The 23,334-nt window shown below is 42.5% G+C and carries 22 protein-coding genes; 12 read left to right on the top strand and 10 right to left on the bottom strand.

Features of this window, described 5'->3' with window-relative positions; all coding sequences use genetic code 11:
- Positions 1 to 18: 18 nt before the first annotated feature.
- Both B5D29_RS05875 and B5D29_RS05870 read right to left on the bottom strand, forming a co-directional pair.
- A complete protein-coding gene (locus B5D29_RS05875) occupies positions 19 to 747 on the bottom strand; it encodes an ATP-grasp domain-containing protein (protein ID WP_078768656.1) in 729 nt (242 codons plus the stop codon).
- Positions 744 to 1,565, bottom strand: coding sequence for a RimK family alpha-L-glutamate ligase (locus B5D29_RS05870; RefSeq protein ID WP_078768655.1), 822 nt, complete (start codon positions 1,563 to 1,565; stop codon positions 744 to 746). The genes B5D29_RS05875 and B5D29_RS05870 overlap by 4 nt, the downstream gene beginning before the upstream one ends.
- A 135-nt stretch (positions 1,566 to 1,700) precedes the next feature.
- Between B5D29_RS05870 and B5D29_RS05865 the strand changes: the two genes are divergently transcribed.
- Both B5D29_RS05865 and B5D29_RS05860 read left to right on the top strand, forming a co-directional pair.
- On the top strand, positions 1,701 to 2,876 hold the full coding sequence (locus B5D29_RS05865; RefSeq protein WP_078768654.1) for a phosphoribosylaminoimidazolecarboxamide formyltransferase: 1,176 nt from the start codon (positions 1,701 to 1,703) through the stop codon (positions 2,874 to 2,876).
- Between the two features lie 92 nt (positions 2,877 to 2,968).
- Positions 2,969 to 4,243, top strand: coding sequence for an adenylosuccinate synthase (locus B5D29_RS05860; protein WP_078768653.1), 1,275 nt, complete (start codon positions 2,969 to 2,971; stop codon positions 4,241 to 4,243).
- A 51-nt stretch (positions 4,244 to 4,294) separates the two neighbouring features.
- Here the strand turns inward: B5D29_RS05860 and B5D29_RS05855 are convergent, their stop codons facing one another.
- Positions 4,295 to 4,630, bottom strand: a complete 336-nt coding sequence (locus B5D29_RS05855) for a HepT-like ribonuclease domain-containing protein (protein WP_078768652.1) — start codon at positions 4,628 to 4,630, stop codon at positions 4,295 to 4,297.
- Entirely contained in the window at positions 4,627 to 4,914 is a 288-nt protein-coding gene (locus tag B5D29_RS05850; RefSeq protein WP_078768651.1) for a nucleotidyltransferase family protein, read from the bottom strand. Before B5D29_RS05850 ends, B5D29_RS05855 begins: the two co-directional genes overlap by 4 nt.
- 127 nt (positions 4,915 to 5,041) lie before the next feature.
- Here B5D29_RS05850 and B5D29_RS05845 point away from each other — a divergent pair, with 127 nt between their 5' ends.
- The 3 genes from B5D29_RS05845 (at position 5,042) to fba (ending at position 10,054) form a co-directional block, all read left to right on the top strand.
- Positions 5,042 to 6,637 (top strand): ClC family H(+)/Cl(-) exchange transporter, encoded by a 1,596-nt coding sequence (locus B5D29_RS05845; protein ID WP_078768650.1) that lies wholly within the window; start codon positions 5,042 to 5,044, stop codon positions 6,635 to 6,637.
- A 17-nt stretch (positions 6,638 to 6,654) separates the two neighbouring features.
- Positions 6,655 to 9,075 (top strand): glycoside hydrolase family 3 protein, encoded by a 2,421-nt coding sequence (locus tag B5D29_RS05840; protein ID WP_078768649.1) that lies wholly within the window; start codon positions 6,655 to 6,657, stop codon positions 9,073 to 9,075.
- A 115-nt stretch (positions 9,076 to 9,190) separates the two neighbouring features.
- Positions 9,191 to 10,054, top strand: coding sequence for a class II fructose-1,6-bisphosphate aldolase (gene fba, locus B5D29_RS05835; protein WP_078768648.1), 864 nt, complete (start codon positions 9,191 to 9,193; stop codon positions 10,052 to 10,054).
- A gap of 242 nt (positions 10,055 to 10,296) precedes the next feature.
- On the opposite strand, the gene B5D29_RS05830 is transcribed toward fba, so the two are convergent.
- The 6 genes from B5D29_RS05830 to B5D29_RS05805 all read right to left on the bottom strand — a co-directional run bounded on the left by B5D29_RS05830 (position 10,297) and on the right by B5D29_RS05805 (position 13,848).
- Positions 10,297 to 10,479, bottom strand: a complete 183-nt coding sequence (locus B5D29_RS05830; protein WP_078768647.1) for a hypothetical protein — start codon at positions 10,477 to 10,479, stop codon at positions 10,297 to 10,299.
- Between the two features lie 90 nt (positions 10,480 to 10,569).
- Entirely contained in the window at positions 10,570 to 11,058 is a 489-nt protein-coding gene (gene folK / locus B5D29_RS05825; protein WP_078768646.1) for a 2-amino-4-hydroxy-6-hydroxymethyldihydropteridine diphosphokinase, read from the bottom strand.
- Positions 11,059 to 11,064: 6 nt separating this feature from the next.
- Entirely contained in the window at positions 11,065 to 11,424 is a 360-nt protein-coding gene (gene folB / locus B5D29_RS05820) for a dihydroneopterin aldolase (RefSeq protein WP_078768645.1), read from the bottom strand.
- Between the two features lie 2 nt (positions 11,425 to 11,426).
- Complete coding sequence (gene folP / locus B5D29_RS05815; RefSeq protein ID WP_078768644.1) at positions 11,427 to 12,239, bottom strand: dihydropteroate synthase; 813 nt, start codon at positions 12,237 to 12,239, stop codon at positions 11,427 to 11,429.
- Positions 12,240 to 12,318: 79 nt separating this feature from the next.
- Complete coding sequence (gene folE, locus B5D29_RS05810) at positions 12,319 to 12,888, bottom strand: GTP cyclohydrolase I FolE (RefSeq protein ID WP_078768643.1); 570 nt, start codon at positions 12,886 to 12,888, stop codon at positions 12,319 to 12,321.
- Between the two features lie 36 nt (positions 12,889 to 12,924).
- Positions 12,925 to 13,848, bottom strand: a complete 924-nt coding sequence (locus B5D29_RS05805) for an LCP family glycopolymer transferase (protein WP_078768642.1) — start codon at positions 13,846 to 13,848, stop codon at positions 12,925 to 12,927.
- Positions 13,849 to 14,190: 342 nt separating this feature from the next.
- On the opposite strand from B5D29_RS05805, the gene dnaA reads away from it, so the two are divergent.
- From dnaA to gyrA, 7 genes are all read left to right on the top strand, one after another.
- A complete protein-coding gene (gene dnaA / locus B5D29_RS05800) occupies positions 14,191 to 15,528 on the top strand; it encodes a chromosomal replication initiator protein DnaA (RefSeq protein WP_078768641.1) in 1,338 nt (445 codons plus the stop codon).
- 566 nt (positions 15,529 to 16,094) lie between these two features.
- Positions 16,095 to 17,207, top strand: a complete 1,113-nt coding sequence (gene dnaN / locus B5D29_RS05795) for a DNA polymerase III subunit beta (RefSeq protein ID WP_078768640.1) — start codon at positions 16,095 to 16,097, stop codon at positions 17,205 to 17,207.
- Entirely contained in the window at positions 17,197 to 17,445 is a 249-nt protein-coding gene (locus tag B5D29_RS05790; RefSeq protein ID WP_078768639.1) for an RNA-binding S4 domain-containing protein, read from the top strand. The genes dnaN and B5D29_RS05790 overlap by 11 nt, the downstream gene beginning before the upstream one ends.
- Positions 17,435 to 18,526: a DNA replication/repair protein RecF gene (recF, locus tag B5D29_RS05785; protein WP_078768638.1), complete on the top strand. Its 1,092-nt coding sequence runs from the start codon at positions 17,435 to 17,437 to the stop codon at positions 18,524 to 18,526. The genes B5D29_RS05790 and recF overlap by 11 nt, the downstream gene beginning before the upstream one ends.
- 2 nt (positions 18,527 to 18,528) lie before the next feature.
- Positions 18,529 to 18,762 carry an extracellular matrix regulator RemB gene (remB, locus tag B5D29_RS05780; protein ID WP_078768637.1) on the top strand — a complete coding sequence of 78 codons (234 nt, stop codon included), beginning with the start codon at positions 18,529 to 18,531 and terminating at the stop codon, positions 18,760 to 18,762.
- Positions 18,763 to 18,775: 13 nt separating this feature from the next.
- Entirely contained in the window at positions 18,776 to 20,770 is a 1,995-nt protein-coding gene (gene gyrB, locus B5D29_RS05775; protein ID WP_078768636.1) for a DNA topoisomerase (ATP-hydrolyzing) subunit B, read from the top strand.
- A gap of 24 nt (positions 20,771 to 20,794) precedes the next feature.
- On the top strand, positions 20,795 to 23,323 hold the full coding sequence (gyrA, locus tag B5D29_RS05770; protein ID WP_078768635.1) for a DNA gyrase subunit A: 2,529 nt from the start codon (positions 20,795 to 20,797) through the stop codon (positions 23,321 to 23,323).
- Positions 23,324 to 23,334: the final 11 nt, after the last annotated feature.

Raw genomic sequence — 23,334 nt, 5'->3', positions numbered from 1 at the left:
TTAGGGGAGCCTTTTTAACTATATATTATTTTTTATATATTCTATATACCTATCTATAATGTCAATGTCGGTGAGGTCGTAGACCATTCGTGCGCCGACGGTGTCCTCAAACTCGTTGAACACCGCCTTGCCGTGATTGAACACAAAATCAATGCCATAATAATGTGCGCCGAGAGGAGTGGCATAATCAATGATTTTCTGCACCAATGCTCGCTCTTCGGTTGACAAATCATACAGTTCCGCCCTACCGCCGAGGCAATAATTTGAGCGAAAATCGGTATCGGACACACGCAAAATCGAGGTGACGATTTCTCCGCCGAGCACCCACACTCGCAAATCTCGACCGAGGTCGGACGCCGGCATTTGGCACACTTGATTTTCATCGTATTCCTCTGCACTGTGGCACATCACAACACCGTTTCCGCCGTGGGAATTCTTCGGTTTTTTCACAAAAGGCGGAGTGGAATAACCTATCGGCATAATCTCAATTCCACGCATTTCCATAAAACGATAGCTCATTTCCTTATCGTTTGCAATTCGGCAAAATTCCGCACCGTTAAAGACTTTTGCGCCCATTTTGCTGTAATAATTCGCAACGCCGAAATCATTGCTTCGGTTGATGACAACATCAGCCTGCACCCTCGCCGTCGGGTCAACAAGCTCTGCGCCAAGCTGTTCCCGAAATTTTTTCACCACAAAGGAATTGCGTTTTGCCTCCTCGGGCGAATAAACCAAAATCGTTTTCATATCTGCTTAATTCTCTCTGATATCTCATCAAAAATCAACGGTGCAACATCCACACCCGTTGTGTTCATAATGTTGATTATATGGGCATTTGAATTGACCTCGCACACCGCACCGTTTGGCAAAATGTCAACTCCGCCAAATGTCAAACCGAGTTCTTTGCACACCGCAACCGCCGTGGCAATTTCGCTGTCGGTCGGGGTGTATTTCTCGGCAACTCCGCCGTTTGTGATGTTTGAGCGAAAGTCGTTTTTGTTGCTTCGCTTCATACTTGCAACCACCCTGTCGCCCACAACTTCGAGCCTTGCGTCCGAATTGTTGCACTCAACATATTCCTGCAAAAGAAACGGCTTGCCGTTGATGTGCTTCATCACCTCATCAACCGTTTGGCACAAATGCACCTGCTCGCCGAACGAACCGCAACGCTCCTTAAAAACAACGGGAAGTCCGAGTTTTTCCACCGCCATATTCACAAATCGTGAATAATCCACGGCAAAAAACGAAAGCGGTGCAATAATCGTCTTTGGCTGGCTGAATTTATTTTCAAGGGCAAGATAGGTTTTCGCCTTGTCATCGCAAATTTCGATTGAGCGTGACGAATTAAAAACAGGAACGCCCCTGTTTTCAAATGCTTTTGCAAGAATTGTGTCCTTGTCCCAAAAAAGCACAAAATCGGGTTTTTCATCCAAAAAAACCGCATTTTCGTTGGTCACAATGTCCAAATCTATGCCCTTTGCCTTGGCTGTTTTCAACAAATGCTCGTGCAGTTCGTTGTACTTTCCGCCGTGCAAATAGTGATTAACTACCAAAAAGCCGTGCATTGTCTCGCCCCTTTTCTACATATTGTTTTAAATATTGTATCATTCTCACTTGAAAACTGCAACAAAATATTGTACAATAATAGCCTATGGTAATTTTATTATAGAATAACTATCTAAAATTATAGGAGTGTAGTAATGACAGAGTATAAGTTGAAATACGGATGTAACCCAAACCAAAATCCGGCAAGAATCCATATGGACGGCAAAGAACTTCCGTTCACCGTTCTCAACGGTGCGGCAGGCTACATCAATTTGCTTGACGCCTTCAATTCGTGGCAACTTGTCAGAGAATTAAAAGAAGCAACAGGACTTCCGAGTGCTGCGAGCTTCAAGCATGTTTCTCCGGCAGGCGCAGCAGTTGCACAGCCACTTGACGAAGCAGACAGAAAGGTTTGTATGGTTCCCGACGGTCTTGAGCTTTCTCCGATTGCACAGGCTTATGTCAGAGCAAGAAGCACAGACAGACAATCATCATTCGGCGATTTTGTTGCTCTTTCTGACGAGTGTGACGAATCCGTTGCACAGTTCCTTATGAAAGAGGTATCGGACGGTATCATTGCTCCGTCATACAGCGAAAAGGCACTTGAGCTTCTCAAATCAAAGCGCAGAGGCAACTTCCTCATCATCCAAATGGACTCTGATTATGTTCCTGAAGAGATGGAAACAAAGCAGGTTTTCGGCATTAAGTTTGAGCAAAAGCGCAACAATGCAAAAATCACTATGGATTTGTTTGACGATATGCCGACAAAGGTTAAAGAAATTCCTGAAATCGCAAAAATCGACTTGCTCATTTCTATGATTACACTCAAATACACTCAATCAAATTCTGTTGTTTACGCACAGGGCGGTCAAACCCTCGGTGTAGGCGCAGGTCAGCAGAGCAGAATTCTCTGCACAAGAATGGCAGGCTCAAAGGCAGATATGCTTTGGCTCAGAAGAAACGAGAAAGTTCTCAATCTTCCGTTCATTGACGGCATCAGAAAGTGTGATGCGGACAACGCCATTGACCTCTACATCTCTGATGATTATAAGGAACTTCTCAAGGACGGCGTATGGCAGAGATACTTTATCGTTAAGCCTGAACCGTTTACAGCAGAAGAAAAAGCCGCATGGCACGAAAAGATGGACAATGTTGCTCTCGGCTCGGATGCGTTCTTCCCGTTTGAGGACAATATCGAGCGTGCCGTTAAGTCGGGCGTTAAGTACATTGCACAGCCGGGTGGTTCGGTAAGAGATGAAAATGTTATCGAATGTTGCGACAAGTACGGCATTGCAATGGCAATGACAGGCATCCGCCTCTTCCACCACTAAAATATTTTGCGGGAGGATGATATTCTCCCCTACAAATCAAAACCATAGGGGCGAACCGAGTTCGCCTAATATAAATTCTAAGGAGAATAAAAATGGTACGAGCAATAGTAGGCGCCAACTGGGGCGACGAAGGCAAGGGTAAAATCACAGATATGTTCGCTGAAAAGAGCGACATCGTTATTCGCTTTCAGGGTGGTGCAAACGCAGGTCACACCATCATCAACGAGCACGGCAGATTTGCACTTCACTTGATGCCGTCGGGTGTGTGCTATGACCACACAACCTGCATCATCGGCAACGGTGTTGCGCTTGACATCAACAAGTTTATTTCTGAACTTGAGGATATTAAAAAGGCAGGACTTAATCCAAAGCTTCTTGTAAGCGACAGAGCACAAATCCTTATGCCATATCACATTTTACTTGACACATACGAGGAAGAAAGACTCGGCAAAAACGCATTTGGTTCAACAAAGAGCGGTATTGCGCCTTTCTTCTCTGACAAATATTCAAAAATCGGTATTCAGGTTAACGAGCTTTTCGATGACGAAACTCTCAAGGCAAAGCTCAAAAACATCTGCACACTCAAGAACCTCACTCTTGAGCATGTTTACCACAAGCCGCTTCTCAACGAAGAAGAACTTTACAACACCTGCGTAGAGTACAGAGAAAAGATTGCACCATATGTTTGCGACACCCACAAGTACATTGCACAGGCACTCAAAGACGGCAAAAACATCTTGCTTGAAGGTCAGCTTGGCACTCTCAAAGACCCTGATTTCGGCATTTATCCAATGGTTACTTCATCATCAACACTTGCAGGCTACGGCTGTGTAGGTGCAGGCATTCCTCCTCACGAGGTTAAGGACATCGTTGTTGTAACAAAGGCGTACTCATCTGCTGTAGGTGCAGGCGAATTTGTTTCTGAAATTTTCGGTGACGAGGCTCAGGAACTCCGTATCCACGGCGGTGACAAGGGCGAATTCGGCGCAACAACAGGCAGACCGAGAAGAGTTGGTTGGTTCGACTGCGTTGCTTCTCGCTACGGCATTGAATGTCAGGGTGCAACACAGGTTGTTATGACCGCTCTTGACTGCCTCTCATATCTTGAAGAAATAAAGGTTTGTGTTGGCTACGATATTGACGGCGAAATCACAAAGGATTTCCCAACAACATCTGTGCTCAAAAAGGCAAAGCCTGTCTTCAAAACACTCAAGGGCTGGCACTGCGATATCAGAGGCATCAAGGACTTCAACAAACTTCCAAAAGAAGCACAGGACTATGTTCTCTTTATTGAAAATGAGCTCGGCCATAAGATTAATATGGTTTCAAACGGCCCTGAAAGAGAAGCAATCATCTACAGAGATTAATGAACAAAAAATTTACCTCTCCAAACGGAGAGGTATTTTTCTTTTAATAACCTATATTAATTTTTTGACATCGTTCACAAACTCTTCCATCTCGTTAAAAATCACATCAACGATGATACTCCAATTTATGCCCTCATAATCGTGAACAAGGCGGTGACGCAAACCCGACACAACGCTCCAAATAATTTGAGGATTTTGTTTTTTGGTTTCATCACTGATTTTGTACACCTGCTCACCTATATTATAAAGAGGTGTTGTAACCGCCCATTGCGAAAACTCATCATCAAGTAATTGTTCTTTTGTAATTGAATGTTCGTCAATCTGTCTTTTCAACGCATCCCAAGTGGAAACAATTTTTTTAATTCTTTCTGTATCAGACTTTTTCATGCAATCTTGATTCCTTCTTTAATAACATTGTCATAAAACGGTGTGGATTTGTCTATCTCGCAAATTTCAAATGCGTCGACATCCTTGCCCGTGAGTTGTCGCAAATCTTCGGCAAAGGCAAAAATATTATATTTTTTAAATCCGTCACCACCAAAAACAACAACATCAACATCCGAATTTTCGGTTTCTTCGCCCCTTGCATATGAGCCGAAAAGGAGCGCATATTCCGCATTGTATTTTACAAGCAGTTGTCTGATTTGATTTTCTATTTCTGTTTTTGTCATAAAATCGCTCCTTTCTTTTTCTAATATTATTATACACAAACACCAAAGCTAAATCAACACAATTTCTGTCGGCGGATATTTCCATTTTATTGTTGAAATATAGAACACTAAAATATATAATATAGGTATGAGAGAACAAAAGAAGTTAAACACGATTAGAAAAATTAAATCAAAAAACAGCGAAGCCTTCTTTCTTGTGATAAGAGGGCTTGAAGTTGGCTTGGTTGCCGGCTTGATTGCAGTGCTGTACCGATATATGTTGTCCGTAGCAGAGGACGGACTCAACAAGGTTTTAACATTTGTTCACGGTAGCTGGTGGAAAATTGCAATTTGGTTTGGCATTTTGTGGCTGATTGGCACTTTTGTGTCGTACATCATCAAATGGGAGCCTGCTGCCGGCGGTTCGGGCATTCCGCAGGTTACGGGCGAAGTAAAAGGTAGAATGTCGCCATCTTGGTGGAGAGTGCTCGTTGCAAAACTCATCGGCGGTACTGCATCGGTCTTTGCAGGTCTTTCACTCGGCAGAGAAGGTCCGAGCGTTCAGCTTGGCGGTATGGCGGCAAAGGGCGTTGCAAAAATCACAAAGGCAGACAAAACTACCGAACTTCGTATGATTTCCTGCGGTGCCGGTGCCGGTATGGCGGCTGCGTTCAACGCTCCGCTTGCAGGAATTATATTTGTGCTGGAGGAAATTCACCACTCGTTTGACAAAAACATTCTTTGCATGGGCATTGTTTCGACCGTTGTTGCCGACTTCGTGTCAAAGATGTTTTTCGGTCAAAACACAATTTTCAACTACAGCACCGTTACTTTTCCGCTCAAATATTATTGGATTCTTATTCTGCTCGGAATCATTCTTGGACTTTCGGGCGTCGGATATACAAAAATTATGCTCAAAATTCAGGACTGCTTCAAGGGACTGAAAAAAATTCCGAACAATGTAAAACTTCCGATTGTTTTCGTTTTCAGCGGAATTATCGGTCTTATCTGCCCACAGGTGCTTTGTGGCGGACACTCAATGGTTGAGTTTTTGATGAACGAAAAACCGGGTTTTAGCGTTATGTTCACCCTGCTTGTTGCAAAATTTTTGTTTGGCGCAATTTGTTTTGCGTGCGGTGCACCCGGCGGTACACTTTATCCGCTTTGCATTTTGGGTACATATCTCGGTGCGTCATTTGGTATGATTGCACTCAACATTTCAGGGCTTCCAAACGAATTGTGGCAGGAATTTGCCGTTATAGGTATGGCAGGATTTTTCTCGGCTACCATCAAAAGCCCGATTACAGGTATTGTTTTGGTGTTTGAGTTGACAGGAAATATGAACAACCTGCTTCCGCTCGTAACCGTTGCACTTATCAGCTTTGCGGTATCCGACCTTTTGGGCAGTGAGCCGATTTACGAAGCATTGCTTGCAAGACTTTCGGCTACTCCGGAAGAAATCAAAGAAAAAGACATTGCCAAAAGAGAAAAAATCATCAAATCATTTGTTATTCCGACAGGAAGCGACCTTGCAAACAAAAAAATCAAGGACATTGATTGGGGCAGGCACGCTCTCATCATCACGGTTGAGCGTGGCGAAGACAGCATCACGCCAAACGGCGATATTGTGCTGAAAGCCGGGGATGAAATAGTATTTTTGGTTTCGCAAAGGCGACTTGCAAAAACAAGCGAGCACCTTGAGAAACTGTTTGAGGACCAATACAAACCGTCAACAACTGCATAATCCAAAGGAGAAATGCTATGACCTTTAAAGAAAAACTCAACGACAAAATCGGAAAAATCGTGACCAAATTTACCTCTGTTTCACAAGACGAAAACGGAAATGTTGAGGTTGAAAAAACAATAACAAAAGGTATGCCGGAGCTTGCCCGTCAAGCGGCGGCAGAGGGTGCGGTTTTGTTGAAAAATGACAATGTTTTGCCGTTGAAAAAGGGTACAACCGTGTCACTTTTCGGCAGAACATACAAAGATTACTTCTTTGTTGGCTACGGAAGCGGCGGAGATGTAATCAGACCGTACAACATTGACATTGCACAGGGAATCGAGAACTGCGACAAGCTGAATCTCAACTACACCCTGCACAACATTTATATGGAATGGCGAGAGAAACACCCTGTATCTCACGGATATTGGGCACACTGGCCACTCCGATACGAAGAAATGCCGTTGACTGACGAAATTGTTGCGTCTGCAAGGGCGGAGAGCGACACGGCGGTTGTCACAATCGGTCGTTCATCGGGCGAGGACAGAGATTGCGACCTTGCAAACGGCAGTTATTTTCTTCACGATGAAGAAATTGAAATGCTCGATCTTGTGACATCTTATTTTGAAAAAGTGGTTGTTCTGCTCAATGTCGGCAACATCATCGATATGAGCTGGGTTAAGCATTACGGCGACAAAATCGGTGCGGTAATTTATGTTTGGCAGGGCGGAATGGAAAGCGGAAACGCTGTTGCAGACCTGCTTTGCGGAAATGTTAACCCAAGTGGCAGATTGACCGACACCATTGCAAGAAACTACTATGATTATCCGTCATCGGCACAGTTTGGCAACAAAAAAACAAACGAATACACCGAAGATATTTTTGTAGGCTACAGATATTTTGAAAGCTTTGCGAAAGAAAAAGTGCTTTATCCGTTCGGCTTCGGTTTGAGCTACACGGATTTTGACATCAAGTGCGACAAGGCAGAGGCTATTGACAACGGCTTTGATTTTGAATTTACCGTTACAAACACGGGCGACCTTGCCGGCAAAGAAACCGTTGAACTTTATCTCAACAAGCCTTGCGGAAAACTCGGCAACCCTAAAAGAGAGCTTGTCGGCTTTGCAAAAACCGAACTCATCGAGCCAAACGGTAGTCAAAAATTGACTATGAGCGTTGATATGTATCAGCTGACATCATATGACGACTGCGGTTCAACAAACAACGCAAGTTCGTATGTTACCCAAAAAGGCGAATACGATTTTTATGTCGGCAAAAATGTACGTGAGGCCGAAAAGGTGTTTACATATTATCAGGAAAACACCGAGGTTTGGGAACAACTGAAGCAAGTTTGTGCGCCTAAATCGGACTTTCTTGTTTGGCGTGCGGAAGAAAAGCACGGCAATTACTTCCTCAGCACAAAAATGGTTGCAAAGGAAAAATACGACCTTGCAACAAGAATTCTCAACAATCTCCCTGCCGACATTGAGCAGACCGGCGACAAGGGAATTAAACTCCAAGATGTAAAAGACGGCAAGGCAACACTTGAAGAATTTGTGGCACAGCTTGACAATGTTGAACTTGAAGCAATCACAAGAGGCGACTACAAAATGGACTCTCCGCTCGGTGCAAAAGGCAACGCCGGAGCATACGGCGGTATTCTTGAAAGTCTGCGTAACAAGGGCGTTAAGCCGATTATCACAACAGACGGACCATCGGGAATTCGACTTGCTTCGTGCTGTTCGTTGCTTCCTATCGGCACACTTCTTGCGTGCACATTCAACACCGAACTTGTTGAAAAAATGTACACAATCCTTGCCGGAGAAATGAAAGAAAAGGGCAGTGATGTACTGCTTGCTCCGGGTATGAATATCCACAGAAATCCGCTGTGCGGACGAAACTTTGAATATTTTTCGGAAGACCCGTATTTGAGCGGAAAGATGGGATCTGCCTGCGTAAAAGGTATTCAATCCCTCGGCGGTTCGGCTTGCCCAAAGCACTTTGCATGCAACAATCAGGAACTTGCACGCACAACAAACGATTCGCAAGTCAGCGAAAGAGCATTGCGTGAAATCTACCTCAAACCTTTTGAAATCTGCATAAAAGAGGCTCGACCAAAAAATATTATGACCTCATACAACAAAATCAACGGCGTGTGGAGTCACTACAACTACGACACCTGCGTGACCGTTTTGCGTAACGAATGGGGCTACGAGGGCAATGTTATGACCGACTGGTGGATGCACCCGTCAAAGAGCATTGAATTTCCAAAAATGCGTGACCAAGCATACAGAGTGAGAAGCGGTGTAAATCTGCTTATGCCGGGCGGTGACAGAGTTACAAACGGCAAGCCTGACGGAACACTTTTTGCAACACTCGGCAAACCGTTTGGTATCACAATCGGAGAGGTTCAGCAAAGTGCAAAATGGATACTCAAATCCGTTATGGAGATTGAATAACAGCGGGCGAACTGCGTTCGCCTCAAAAAAAGGTTGATATTTGTTTATCAATGTATTATACTATAATCGAATGAGTAGGAATACTCAAATTTTAACAATATAGGAGAGTAAAATTATGTTAGTTTCCGCTACAGAAATGCTTAAAAAAGCAAAAGAAGGCCACTATGCAGTAGGTCAGTTCAATATTAACAACCTTGAATGGACAAAATCTATTCTTCTCACTGCACAAGAACTCAACAGCCCTGTTATCTTGGGTGTTTCAGAGGGTGCAGGCAAATATATGACAGGATTTAAGACCGTTGCGGCTATGGTAAAGGCTATGGACGAAGAGCTCGGTATCACAGTTCCTGTTGCACTTCATCTTGACCACGGCACATACGAAGGCTGCTACAAGTGCATCAAGGCAGGCTTCACATCAATTATGTTTGACGGTTCACACTATCCAATCGAGGAAAATGTTGCAAAGACAACAGAGCTTGTAAATGTTGCTCACAACCTCGGTCTTTCTATCGAAGCTGAAGTTGGTTCAATCGGCGGTGAAGAAGACGGCGTTATCGGTGCAGGCGAATGTGCTGACCCTAACGAATGCAAGATGATTGCAGACCTCGGAGTTGATATGCTTGCTGCAGGTATCGGCAACATCCACGGTAAGTACCCTGCAAACTGGGCAGGTCTTTCATTTGAAACTCTTGACGCTGTTCAGCAAAAGACAGGCGCTATGCCACTCGTTCTTCACGGCGGTACAGGTATTCCTGACGATATGATCAAGAAGGCTATCGACCTCGGCGTTTCAAAGATTAATGTAAACACAGAATGCCAGCTTGTATTCCAGGAAGCAACCCGTGCTTACATCGAAGCAGGTAAGGACTTAGAAGGCAAGGGCTTTGACCCTCGTAAACTCCTCGCTCCGGGCGCACAGGCTATCTGCGACAAAGTTAAGGAAAAGATGGAACTCTTCGGTTCTGTAAACAAGGCATAAGTTTAAACCTATATCGGCTCCCCTAATAGTTAGGGGAGCTGTCGGCAAATATAAGTCATTCAAACCGACCAAGGCTCCCCTTTTAATGTTATAAAGGGGAGCTGTCGCACTTTATGTGCGACTGAGGGGTTAAAAGGAATTAATCTATGATTCTTTGCGACTGAGTGGTCAAGAAGAAAAACCCCACCGTCTTTTTGCTTTGCAAAAATCCACCTCCCCTTACATTTAAGGGGAGGCAAACTTTACATAAACGATGCAACGGTGTCTGCAATGTCCGACATTTTGTTCATCGTTTTTTTCATAAATTTTTTTGTTGATGACGAAGTGGAATTTGAGCAACAACTGCCTGCAAATGCCATCACCGAGCAGAGTGCAAGCGTTGCGCCAACGCACTTCATCATTATTTTTGATGTTTTGACATTCATAAAAATACCTCCGTTTTCATTACAGCGTTTTTGCCATATCGGCAATAATAGTTTGTGCTTTTGACTGTAATAATAACAGAGGTAATTTTTTTATTTTATATCAATTTTGTCTGCAATTCTGACGAATTGACCGTCAATTTCTTCTGCTGATTTGAGGAATTTATTTCCAAAAAATTCGCCGTTCGGGAACAGCTCCAAAAGCGGTTCAAGAACAAATCTACGCTCGGAATATCGAGGATGAGGACAAACAAGATTTTCGGTGTTTATAACCTTATCTTCCGCAAAAATAAGGTCAATATCCAAAACTCTCGGACCGTCTTTAATCACTCTTATTCTGCCAAATCCTGCCTCAATGCCGAGGCACACGCCGAGCATTTCGTGAGGGTCAAGCTCGCTTTCAACAAGAACAACCGCATTGTAAAAATCATCCTGCTCATCATAGCCGACAGGCTCTGTTTCGTAAATCGAGGAACAAGCGATAACCGAAGTTTTCGGCACAAGATTTATCGACTCAACCGCATTGTCGATATTTTCTTTGCGATTGCCGATATTTGTGCCGAGTGCAAGAACATAAGTCATAATTTTTTACCTTTCTCTTGTGATTGAAACCGCAACATAATCAAAATCCGCACTGATTGGTGCTTCAGGCTTTTTGAGAGTAACTTCCACCTTGAAAATATCCTCAAATTCATCAAGCACCGAATCTGCGATAACCTGTGCCGCTCTTTCGATTAAATCATATTTTTCCGCTGTGAACACACGGCGAATTGTTTTGACAACCTTTGCATAGCTCACCGTGTCGTCAAGGCTATCCATCTGGCAAGCCTTGTTAATGTTTACATAATAATCCAAATCTATAACAAAATTTTGACCGTTTTCTTTTTCCTCCGGATTAACTCCGTGGTAGGCAAAAAGTTTTAAGCCCTTGATTGAAATCTTATCCATAATTATTCCTTACTTTGCATTTTTTTGATTGCGTACGCCATATCTATACCCTGTTTTTCGGCTTTTACATTGTGCAGGCGAATTATATCAACTCCGCCCAGAACACCCGCTGTGTCCGCTGCTATGTTGCCGTAATCACGGTTTTTAGCCACGCTCTCGCCACCGTATTTGCCTATAACACGCTTTCTGCTTGTTCCGAGTAACAGAGGGTAACCTTCAACCTTATAGTCGCTTACACGGGAAATGAGAGCCAAATCCTGCAATCTGTCCTTGCCAAATCCGATTCCCATATCAAAGCAAATCTGTGCCCTGTCAATTCCGAGTGCATCGCACTGCTGTGCAGAATCAACGAAAAATTTGTTGACCTCGTCAACTCCGCCTGCTCCGTTGTGCATAATTATCCAACCTGCTTGGTTATTTTTCACAACTTTTGCCATTTCTTTTGTGACAACACCGCTGACATCATTGATGATGTTTGCACCCCATTCAAGCGTGTTGAGTGCAACAACAGGAAAATAGGTGTCAATGCTTATCGGCACATCCGTCTGTGCCCTGACTTTTGAAATAACCGGCTCAAGTCTGTCCAATTCCTCAAGAGGTGAAATTTTTTCTGTATAGCCGGGTCTGGTGCTCTGTGCGCCGAAATCCAAAATATCTGCGCCGTCCTCAACCAATTTGAGGGCACATTCAATCGCCGATTCAGGCGAAAAATGGTCGCCACCGTCCGAAAAACTGTCCGGTGTGACATTCACAATACCCATAATAAGCGGTCGGTCGCCGTATTCAATATTTTTGTCTGTACATTTCCAAATCATAACTTTGCCTTTCTGCCAAAAACATTCATATACAAAATGCGACAGCTCCCCCAAAAAACAAGGAGAGCTGTATTTGATTTTATCTTTGAAGCAAGGACAAAACCTCTGCTCTTGTGCGTGCGTCTTTTTTCATAATTCCACGAAGTGCGGAAGTCATTGTTGACGAGCCTGAAGCCTTTGCACCTCTGATGTTCATACATGTGTGCTCCGCTTCAACGATGACCGCAACTCCCTTTGGCGAAAGATTTTCTTCCAAAAAGTCGGCAATATCCGAGGTCAATCTTTCCTGAACCTGCGGTCTTTTTGCAAAATTATCAACTATTCTTGCAAATTTTGAAAGCCCGATAATCTTATTATCCGACGGAATATACGCAATATGTGCCTTGCCGACAAACGGAAGCAAATGATGCTCGCACATTGACGAAAACGGAATGTCACGCACGATAACCATCTCATCATTTGACCTTTCATCAAACAATTTGAGGTGTTGCTTTGCATCGCTGTCAAGTCCCGCAAACATCTCCTCATACATATTTGCCACCCTTTTCGGTGTTTCGATAAGTCCCGGACGGTTTACATCCTCGCCCACCGCTTCAAGAATGTCACGAACGGCATTCATAATTTTTTGCTTGTTTTCTTCTGTAATCATAATAATTCCTCGTTATAGTTTTGTGTAAAACAATATTTACTTGCTGAAATAACCCTTGATTTCCTGCACGGATTTTGGAGTGAGCACATTCGACTGCGAATACTTGATTTTTGCCGAATAAACCGCAATATCTCTGTTTTTTTTGCAAAAGACCTCAAGGGAGTCGATATTATCCTGAAAATCACGAACCGTGATGTTTGTGGTTGAACTGTTGATAAACAATCTGAATATTGCCTCGGCATTTTCAAAATTTTCCTCGTTAAACAGTTCTGTAAGCCCGTAAAGGATAATTTGATTTGCTTTGGAATAATCCACCATATCATTTGAATAATAACGCAAAATATCGGCTGTTTCGGAGCCTGACAGCTTTTGTTCGCCTTTGCCGATACGAACCGAATACTTGTCATCCGGATTTTCGTTGCTGAATTTGATTACATCGGTTGACGGATAAATATATGTGCCGAGTTTGTTGACAAATTCGATGAAGTCATTCGTTTTCATTGAAGCGTAGTAATCTATATTCACTCCAAGATATGAAGTCAACTTTGTTTGAATTGTTGCTCCTCCGCCGAGTGAATACAAATCATAGAGAGATTGACCGTCAATATCGGTGTTCGGTGAAAGCGAGCAGACCTTGTAGCTTTGAGTATCTTTATCTGCCTGCACCAAAAATGCAAAGTGAATGACCGATTCTTCATCATCGGTTTCTATAATCAAAAAGTTGCTTTTGCCCGAAATTTTCGGCAATTTTTCAACAGTATTGACCTGTTCGGTGACAGTGACATTTTCACCTGCAAAAAATTCCTTGACCGATGAATATTTCTGCGACAATATGCCGAAAAAAGCAACCGTAAATATAACAATTACAACAAGCAGAATAAGCAAAATATGCTCTTCTCTGCTCTTTTTACCGTTTGATTTGCTGATATAAATATCGCCACGGTGCTTAAAAATTTTCATATTCTGCCTTTCTTATATTTTATATTGAATTCATTATAAAATAAATACATTCAAATTGCAACCTAAAATGAAAGATGTTGACCCTGCCGTTTTTGTTTGGTTTTGCTCATACATCTTATACAGTATATATATTATAGAAGTATATAATTATTATCTTATTTTAAATATTTATTGACTTAAACTCTTTTCTTTACTATAATAGATTATGTATTATTGCCTCAATCTTTTTTTTTGTCCCAACAAAGTTACACACTAAGGTTGCCCGACAAGGTTGCCCACTCGGCAAAATACTTTTTAATATTTAATAAAAACAAATTTTACATAACGGAGATTATTATATTTATGGATACATACCAAGAATTATGGCAAAATGTTCTCCTTTATTGCAAAGAGCAAACAAACCAAACGGCATACAATTTGTGGTTTGCTCCGATAGAAATGACTGAATTTAACGGAAGCGAGGCAACGCTGAAATTTGCCAACGAGTTTAAGAAAAACACGGTTGTTGGCAGATACGGAAAATTGATTGAAGAAGCATTTGAGGTTATTTGCGGATTTGAAGTAAAAATCAATTTTTATTGCCCCGAGGACGAAATGAGTCAAAAGCAAAAAACGGAAATCAGTTTTGCAGACTTTAAAAATGAAACATTTACCTTTGACAATTTTATTGTCGGCCCGAGCAACAGATTTGCATATGCGGCGGCAAAAGCAATCGCAGCCGACCCTGCCGGTCAAATCAGCAACGGTGCAAAATACTACAACTACAATCCGCTTTTCATTTACGGCTCGAGCGGTTTGGGTAAAACCCACCTTCTCAACGCTATCAGCTACGAGGTCAGCCGAAATTATCCTGAAATGCGAATTACTTATGTCAAGGCGGAAAATTTTGCAAACGAATTTATTGAGAGCCTTGGCAAAAAGACAGTTGACGAATTCCACAACAAATACAGAAACAACATTGATTTGTTTTTGGTTGACGATGTTCAGTTCATCGCAGGTAAAACACAGACAGAAGAAGAATTCTTCCACACATTCAACAGCCTTGTAGACAACGGCAAACAAATTGTGTTGACCTCCGACCGTCCTCCAAAAGAAATCAAATCGCTCACAGAGCGTCTTTGCTCAAGATTTGAAAGCGGACTTTTGGCAGATGTTCAGTCCCCTGAATTTGAAACAAGATGTGCCATAATCAAAAGAAAAGCACAGCTTCTTGATTTTGAAATTGAGGACGACAATGTTGTTGAATACATTGCACAAAACATCAAAACAAATATTCGTCAACTTGAAGGAATTACAAAAAGATTGCAGGCAATCTGCAAATTCAGCGAGCAAACACCAACCATTTCGCTTGCACAGAGTGCAATCAAGGCGGTTCAAAATGATGTTCGCCCAATTGGTGATGTGCTCAAAATTATTGTTGAGGAAGTCAGCAGAACAACAGGAATTTCTGTTGAGGATATTTACAGCAAGAAGCAGACAAGTGATGTTTCCATTGCAAGAAAAATGTGCTTCTACATCATCCGTGAAGTAACCGATATGAGCTTTAAAGCAATCGGCGAAAAGTTCGGCAAGGACCACTCAACAGTTATGTACAATGTAGAAAAATTTGAAGAAAAGATGAAAAATGATTCTGCACTTGAATATCAGGTCAGCGACATTATCAATAATGTAAAGGAATAATAAATTTTAAAGATTAGATAATTGATAAGAAATTATTTAAATTTCTTTTCTTGCGAACGGGAGCTGTACAAAGGTACCGCCCCTGAGCAAAAAACGAAAAGCACCAAATATATTTTGTATATGATATACAAAATATAGTTACAATCCTTCCGAGTGCGATAAAACGCACCCACCTCCCTTTACACAAGGGAGGCAAAAATCGGTTTAATTATTTTAAGGTGCGGTTTAAAAAATTTATTGCAATTATTTTCCACAAAATTTTAAGTTTCCACATTAATATTTTTCACACAGTATGTGGAAAACCAAAGTTTTACACATTTTAAACAAATTTTTCACAAACGGGATGTTAAAATTTTTTGAGGCAAAATTCTTTGTTTAAAAAGGTTTCAAGAGTTTTACACATTTTGCACTGCCTCTAATACTAATACTACAATAATGATATATTGTGATAGCAAATCCCGTTTCCAAACTGAAAATGAGGCAAACAGAGCTGTGAATTTTCAACACAGATGAAAAAATAAATTAATTAGCCGTATATAGCTATATCATATAAGAGGAGCATCGGTATGAAATTTATATGCAATACAAAAGAATTATCGGCAGCCTGCAATAATGTAATCAGAGCGGTCAGCACAAAGGTAACAATTCCGACAATTGAGGGTATTCTCATTGAATGCGGAAGCGACACTTTGAGCCTTACAGGTTATGACTTTGAATTTGGAATCAACACAATTATGAGTGTTGATGTTGTTGAGCCGGGTGCAATAGTAATCAATGCAAAGGTGCTTTGCGATATTATCCGCAAACTTAACAATGATGAGGTTACTATTGAAACAAACGGTAGTTCTGTATCAATCATCAGCGGTGCCGCACAGTACAATATTTCCGGCATAGACGCAGAGGACTACCCTGAACTTCCGTCTGTTAATAACGGAGATAAGGTTGAACTTGACCAAAAACTTATGTATTCAATGATCAGCCAAACCGTTTTTGCAGTTGCAGACAACGAATCATCAAAGCCTGTTTACACAGGTCTTAAGTTTGAAATTGCAGACGACACAATCACAATGATTGGTGTTGACGGCTATCGTCTTGCTATCAGAAAAGAAAAAATCAATTATAACGGTGAACCTCTTGATTTTGTTGTTCCGAAAAAAACAATTAAGGAAATTACAAAACTTTTCAATTTGGAAGAGGACAAGAGCGTGAATATGCTCATCAGCAAGCGTCATATTGTGTTTGAAATTGAAAATTACAGCATTATCAGCCGACTTCTTGATGGTGAATTCATTGATTACACCGCCGCAATTCCAAATGTACAAAAAACAACAGTGCTCATCAACACAGGCGATGCGATTGACTGCATTGAAAGAACATTGCCTGTTATTGAAAATAATCAGAAAAACCCGATTAGATGCTTGTTTGACGGTGACCAAATGAGAGTGTCAACCGTGTCAAGCCTCGGCAGAGTTGTGGATTACACACATGCAAATACATCGGGCGACAGAGTAGAAATCGGCTTTAACTCAAAATTTATGCTTGATGCACTCCACGCAAGCGACACAGACGAAGTGAAGATTGAACTTTGCGGACCTGTCAGCCCTGCGGTTATCAAGCCTATTAACGCAAACAACTTTATTTTCCTTGTGCTTCCAATGAGGTTGAAAAATGAGAATTAAGGTAAAAACAGCAGAACATCAAAAAGAAACGGTAAAAATCAATACCGAATTCATACAGTTGCAATCATTCCTTAAATTTAAAGGAATTGCAGAAACAGGCGGTCAGGCAAAAGAATTCATACAAGACGGAATCATCCGTGTGAATGGTGAAGTTTGCACCGCAAGAGGTAAAAAAATCAGAAACGGCGATGTTGTAACGGCATTTGCGGTTGATTATACAATAGTAAATGAAGATTAATTCAATTACACTTGAGAATTATAGAAATATAAAAGAACTGTCGGTTGATTTTGATGATGTGAACATCATTTGGGGTGAAAATGCACAGGGCAAAACCAATTTGCTTGAAGCAATATATTTGTTCAGCGGTGCAAAAAGTTTCAGAGGTGCAAAGGACAAAGAACTTGTCAAATTTGATTGCGACTACGCAAAAATGAAACTCGATTTTTTTGCAAACGGCAGAGAACAAACAGCCGAAATCAGCATTAAAGACAGAAAAACAGTGACCCTTAACGGTATAAAAAAAAGAAGTTCAACAGAACTCGGGGACGAAATCAAAACGATTATTTTCAGTCCCGACCACCTGAATATGATTAAGGAAGGTCCGAACGAACGCCGAAAATTCATTGACGGGGCACTATGCCAAATAAAAAGCAATTATCGCACATTACTGAAAAATTACAGCAGAACTCTTGTCCAAAGAAACTCCCTGTTGAGAAATGCAGAGAGCGTTGATGAGGTTGCACCTATGCTTGAAGTGTGGGATGTTAACTTGGCAAACTTGGGTGCAAAAATAATTTATCAACGAATTATGTACCTAAAGGCGATTAAACCGTACCTTAAAAGCATATTTGAGGGCATCAGCGGTGGCAAAGAGGACATTGAACTTGTTTATATCGGGGCAGACACCTACACGGATGATGTGAATGATATTGAACAAAGGCTGTATAATAAAATTAAAAGTCACAGAAAAATTGATGTGCTCAACCACACGACAACCAAAGGTCCGCACCGTGACGACATAGAAATTATGATTAACGGCAGGAGCGTAAAATCCTTTGGCAGTCAGGGTCAGCAAAGAAGCTCGGTGCTTGCGCTCAAATTGGCGGAAGCAAGCCTGCTTCGAGAAATGACGGGCGAAAATCCGATTGCTCTGCTTGACGATGTTATGAGCGAACTTGACGAAAAGCGACAGGATTATATCCTGAACCACATCAAAGATTTGCAGATTTTCATCACCTGCTGTGACAAAGAAACCGTGCTTCGACTGAAAAAAGGCAAAACTTTTCATATTGCAAACGGAGCACTCTCGGAGGGTTGACAATGTATTTGCACATAGGCGAGGACACCCTCGTGAGAGATAAGGATATTATCGGTATTTTTGATATGGACACTTCAACCGTCAACAAGGCGACAAGGGACTATCTCAAAAAAGCCGAAAAAGACAAAAAAGTAATTTATGTAAACTATGACTTGCCGAAATGTTTTGTTGTTACAGACAAAAATGTTTTTGTAAGTCCGATAAACACGGGCACACTCAACAAGCGTGCCAAATAAATGGGGTTAAAAAATGGAAGAAGAAAAGAAGTTAACCAATCTTGAGGAAGAGGATATCAACACCGTTGTAACAGAAGAATACAGTGCGGATGATATTCAGGTACTTGAGGGACTTGAGGCGGTTAGAAAAAGACCGGGTATGTACATAGGCTCAACAGGACCGAGAGGACTTCACCACCTTGTTTACGAGATTGTGGACAACTCTATCGACGAGGCTCTTGCAGGCTATTGTACTCATATTGAAACCGAGATTTTGCCGGGCAATGTCATCACAGTTCGTGATAACGGCCGTGGTATTCCGACCGGTATCAACGAAAAAACAGGACTTCCTGCCGTAACCGTTGTTCTCACAGTGCTTCACGCAGGCGGTAAATTCGGCGGTTCGGGCTACAAGGTTTCGGGCGGTTTGCATGGTGTTGGTTCATCGGTTGTAAACGCACTTTCGGAATGGCTTGAAGTTGAGGTAACTCAAAACGGCCACATCTATGCACAGAGATTTGAAAGAGGCGTGCCTGTAAATGATTTGCACATCATTGGCGACAGTGACGGTCAGGGCACATTCATCAAATTCAAGGCAGATGACGAAATCTTCCAAGAAACAACACAATATGATTTTGACATCCTTGAAAGACGACTTCGTGAGCAAGCATTCCTCAACGCAGGTCTTTCAATCAGCCTTACCGACAAGAGAGAACTTACCGAAAAGCCGGAGGGCGACAAATACGGCGAGGACGAACACACTGCCGTTTATTGCTACGAGGGCGGTATCCGTTCTTTTGTTGAATGGATAAACGAAAGCAGAGGACTCACTCCTATTCAGCCTGAAGTTATCCATATTTCAACTACAAAGGATGACAAGAGTGCAGAAGTTGCACTTTGCTATACAGACAGTTATTCCGAAACAAAACTTTCATTTGCAAACAATATCAACACTGTTGACGGCGGTACTCACGAAACAGGATTTAAGACTGCCCTTACAAGAGTGTTTAATGATTACGGCAAAAAATACGGAATTCTCAAGGACAGCGACAAGAAATTTACAGGTGACGATGTTCGTGAGGGTATCACCGTTGTAATTTCGGTTAAACTTACAGAGGCACAGTTTGAGGGTCAAACAAAGGGCAAACTCGGCAATACCGAAATGACAGGTCTTGTGTCAGGTCTTGTTTACGACAAACTTATGACCTATTTTGAGGAGCATCCGCAGGTTGCAAAAGCACTCCTCAACAAATCGCTTGACGCTTCCCGTGCAAGAGAAGCAGCAAGAAAAGCAAGAGAAAACGCAAGAAGAAAATCTCCGCTTGAGAGCAACTCTTTGCCTGGCAAACTTTCGGACTGCACATCAAAAGAACCTGAAAAATGCGAAATTTACATCGTAGAGGGTGACTCTGCGGGAGGCTCGGCAAAACTTGGCCGTGACCCGAAATATATGGCAATTCTTCCGCTTTGGGGCAAGATGCTCAATGTTGAAAAGGCACGACTTGACAAGGTTTACGGCAACGAAAAACTTGTGCCTGTAATCACGGCACTCGGCACGGGTATCGGCGAAGACTTTGACATTTCAAAGCTCCGCTATCACAAAATCGTGCTTATGGCGGATGCCGATGTCGACGGTGCGCATATCACAACCCTTTTGCTCACATTCTTCTTTAGATATATGCCTGAACTTATTGAACACGGACATGTCTATTTGGCAATGCCGCCACTCTTTAAGGTGACAAAGAACAAGAAGAGCGAATACGCATATTCTGACGAGCAGAGAGATGACATCATCCAAAAAATGGGCGGAGATTGCGATGTTCAGCGATACAAGGGTCTTGGTGAAATGGACCCTGAACAGCTTTGGGAAACCACAATGGACCCCGAGTTCAGAACAATGAAGCGTGTTACTGTTGATGACGCACAGATTGCAAGCGAAAACTTCTCTATCCTTATGGGTGAGGATGTTGAGCCAAGAAGACAGTTTATCGAGCAAAACGCAAAGTTCGTTAAGAACCTTGATATTTAATTTTAGAATAGGAGATATTACAAAATGGCAAGAAAAGAAGTAGTGCGTGACAATATTGACTATTCTAACCAAAAAATAGTTGATGTTGAAATCAGCAAGGAAATAAGAAGTGCCTTTCTTGACTACTCAATGAGCGTTATTGTTTCCCGTGCGCTCCCTGATGTAAGGGACGGCTTGAAGCCTGTTCACAGAAGAATACTTTATGCAATGTACAACACCGGACTTTATCCGGACAAGCCTTACCGTAAGTGTGCTACCACCGTCGGTGAAGTGCTCGGTCACTATCACCCACACGGTGACGCATCCGTTTATGATGCTTTGGTAAGAATGGCACAGGACTTTTCGCTCCGTCATCCGCTTGTTGACGGTCACGGAAACTTCGGTAGCGTTGACGGCGACCCTGCCGCTGCATACAGATATACGGAAGCAAGAATGAGCAAGATTTCGCTCAAAATGCTTGAAGATATAAAAAAGGACACAGTAAATTGGGTTCCGAACTTTGACGACACAGAGGTTGAACCCGAAGTTTTGCCTACAAAGTTCCCGTGCCTGCTCGTCAACGGCTCATCGGGTATCGCAGTAGGTATGGCAACCAACATTCCGCCTCACAATATGGGCGAGGTTGCAGAGGGTGTTTGCTGTCTTATTGACAATCCGGACGCCGAACTTGAAGAAATTATGCAATACATCAAAGGTCCTGACTTCCCGACCCACGGTATTATTATGGGTGCAAAGGGCATCAAAGAAGCATATTCAACAGGCAGAGGCAAAATTATTGTTCGTGCAAGAGCCGAAATCAAGGAAACCAAGAACGACAGATACAAAATTATCGTTACCGAGCTTCCTTACAGCGTAAACAAAAGACGACTTATCGAAAAAATTGCCGAGCTCATCAAGGACAAGAGAATTGAAGGCATTGCCGATTTGCAGGACTATACCGACAGACACGGTATGCACATCGAAATCACAATAAAGAGAGATGCAAACGCACAGGTTGTGCTCAATAATCTTTACAAAATGACCGAAATGCAAACAACTTTCGGCGTTATCCTCCTTGCGCTTGACGGCGGAGTGCCGAAAATTCTCACGCTCAAGCAAATTCTTCAAAAATACATCTCATTCCAAGAGGAGATTATCACAAGAAGAACAAGATTTTACCTCAAGAAAGCCGAAGAGCGTGCTCACATTTTGGAGGGTCTTGCAAAGGCGCTTGACATTGTTGATGAGGTTATCGCAACAATCCGTGCCTGCCGTGGCGGACAAAGCGAAGCAAAGCAAGCCATTATGGATAAGTTCGGTTTTGACGACCCACAGGCAGCGGCTATTGTTGCTTACCGTTTGGGTCAGTTGGCAGGTCTTGAAATCGAAAAGATTTTGAACGAGTTGGAAGAACTCCACGAAAAAATCAAGGACTACAACGACATTCTCAACAACGAACAAAGAGTGCTTGACATCGTCAAGACAGAAATCCGTGAAGTTGCCGACAAATACGGTGACGAAAGAAGAACGGAAATTTCCGCATTCACAGGCGATGTTGACGATGAGGACTTGATTCCTGTTGAAGACTGCATTCTCACACTCACCGAGCGTGGCTACATCAAGCGTCAGACAGTTGACACCTACAAGGCTCAAAACCGTGGCGGCAAGGGCATTATGGGTATGTCAAGACGAGAAGAAGATGTTGCAAAGAATATGTTTACATGTTCAACTCACGACGCAATTCTCATATTCACCAATATGGGCAAGGTGTTCAAGCTGAAGGGCTATCAAATTCCTGAAGCATCAAGAACAAGCAAGGGTATGAATGTCATCAACCTCTTGCCGATTGAACAAGACGAAAAAGTTACTGCAATGGTTAAGGTGCCAAAGGACAGCGACAGAGAATATCTCTGTATGGTTACACGAAACGGCGTCATCAAGCGTACAGCACTTGACCAATACAATAATATCAGAAAAACAGGCATTATTGCCATCAATCTTGACGAAGGTGACGAACTCTGCTGGGTTGAAATCACAGACGGCGAACGCAATCTCATTGTTGCCACTCATGACGGTATGTCTATCTGCTTCAAGGAAGAGGACGCCCGTCTTATCGGCAGAACCGCAAGAGGTGTAAGAGCTATTCAGCTTGCCGAGGGCGACTATGTTGTCGGATTTGCGGTTGCAGTTGAAAATATGCAACTCCTCACCGTATCAGAAACCGGCTACGGCAGAAGATCCGATTTTGAGGATTACCGTGTTCAGGGCAGAGCCGGCAAGGGTCTCATCAACTACCACACCGACAAATACGGCAAGGTTGCTATGATTGCTCCTGTTATGGAAGAAAATGATGTTATTATGATTACCTCCGACGGTGTTGTAATCCGCACCCACGCCGACCAAATCTCGCTCATCAAGAGAGGCGGAAAGGGCGTTAAGGTAATGACCGTTAAGGACAACGAAAAGGTTGCAACAATAGGCATTGTTGAACGAGCAAATGATGAGGAAGAAATCACTGCTCCGGAGCAAACAGATGCCGAGGCACAGAATGAAGATGTGCCTGTCGAGGAATAATAACCGTCAGT

The organism is Eubacterium coprostanoligenes, assembly GCF_900167205.1.
GTDB classification, from domain to species: Bacteria; Bacillota; Clostridia; order Oscillospirales; family Acutalibacteraceae; genus Eubacterium_R; species Eubacterium_R coprostanoligenes.
The sequence above is the reverse complement of the archived record's forward strand: the minus strand, read 5'-3'. Positions and strand labels throughout refer to the sequence as shown.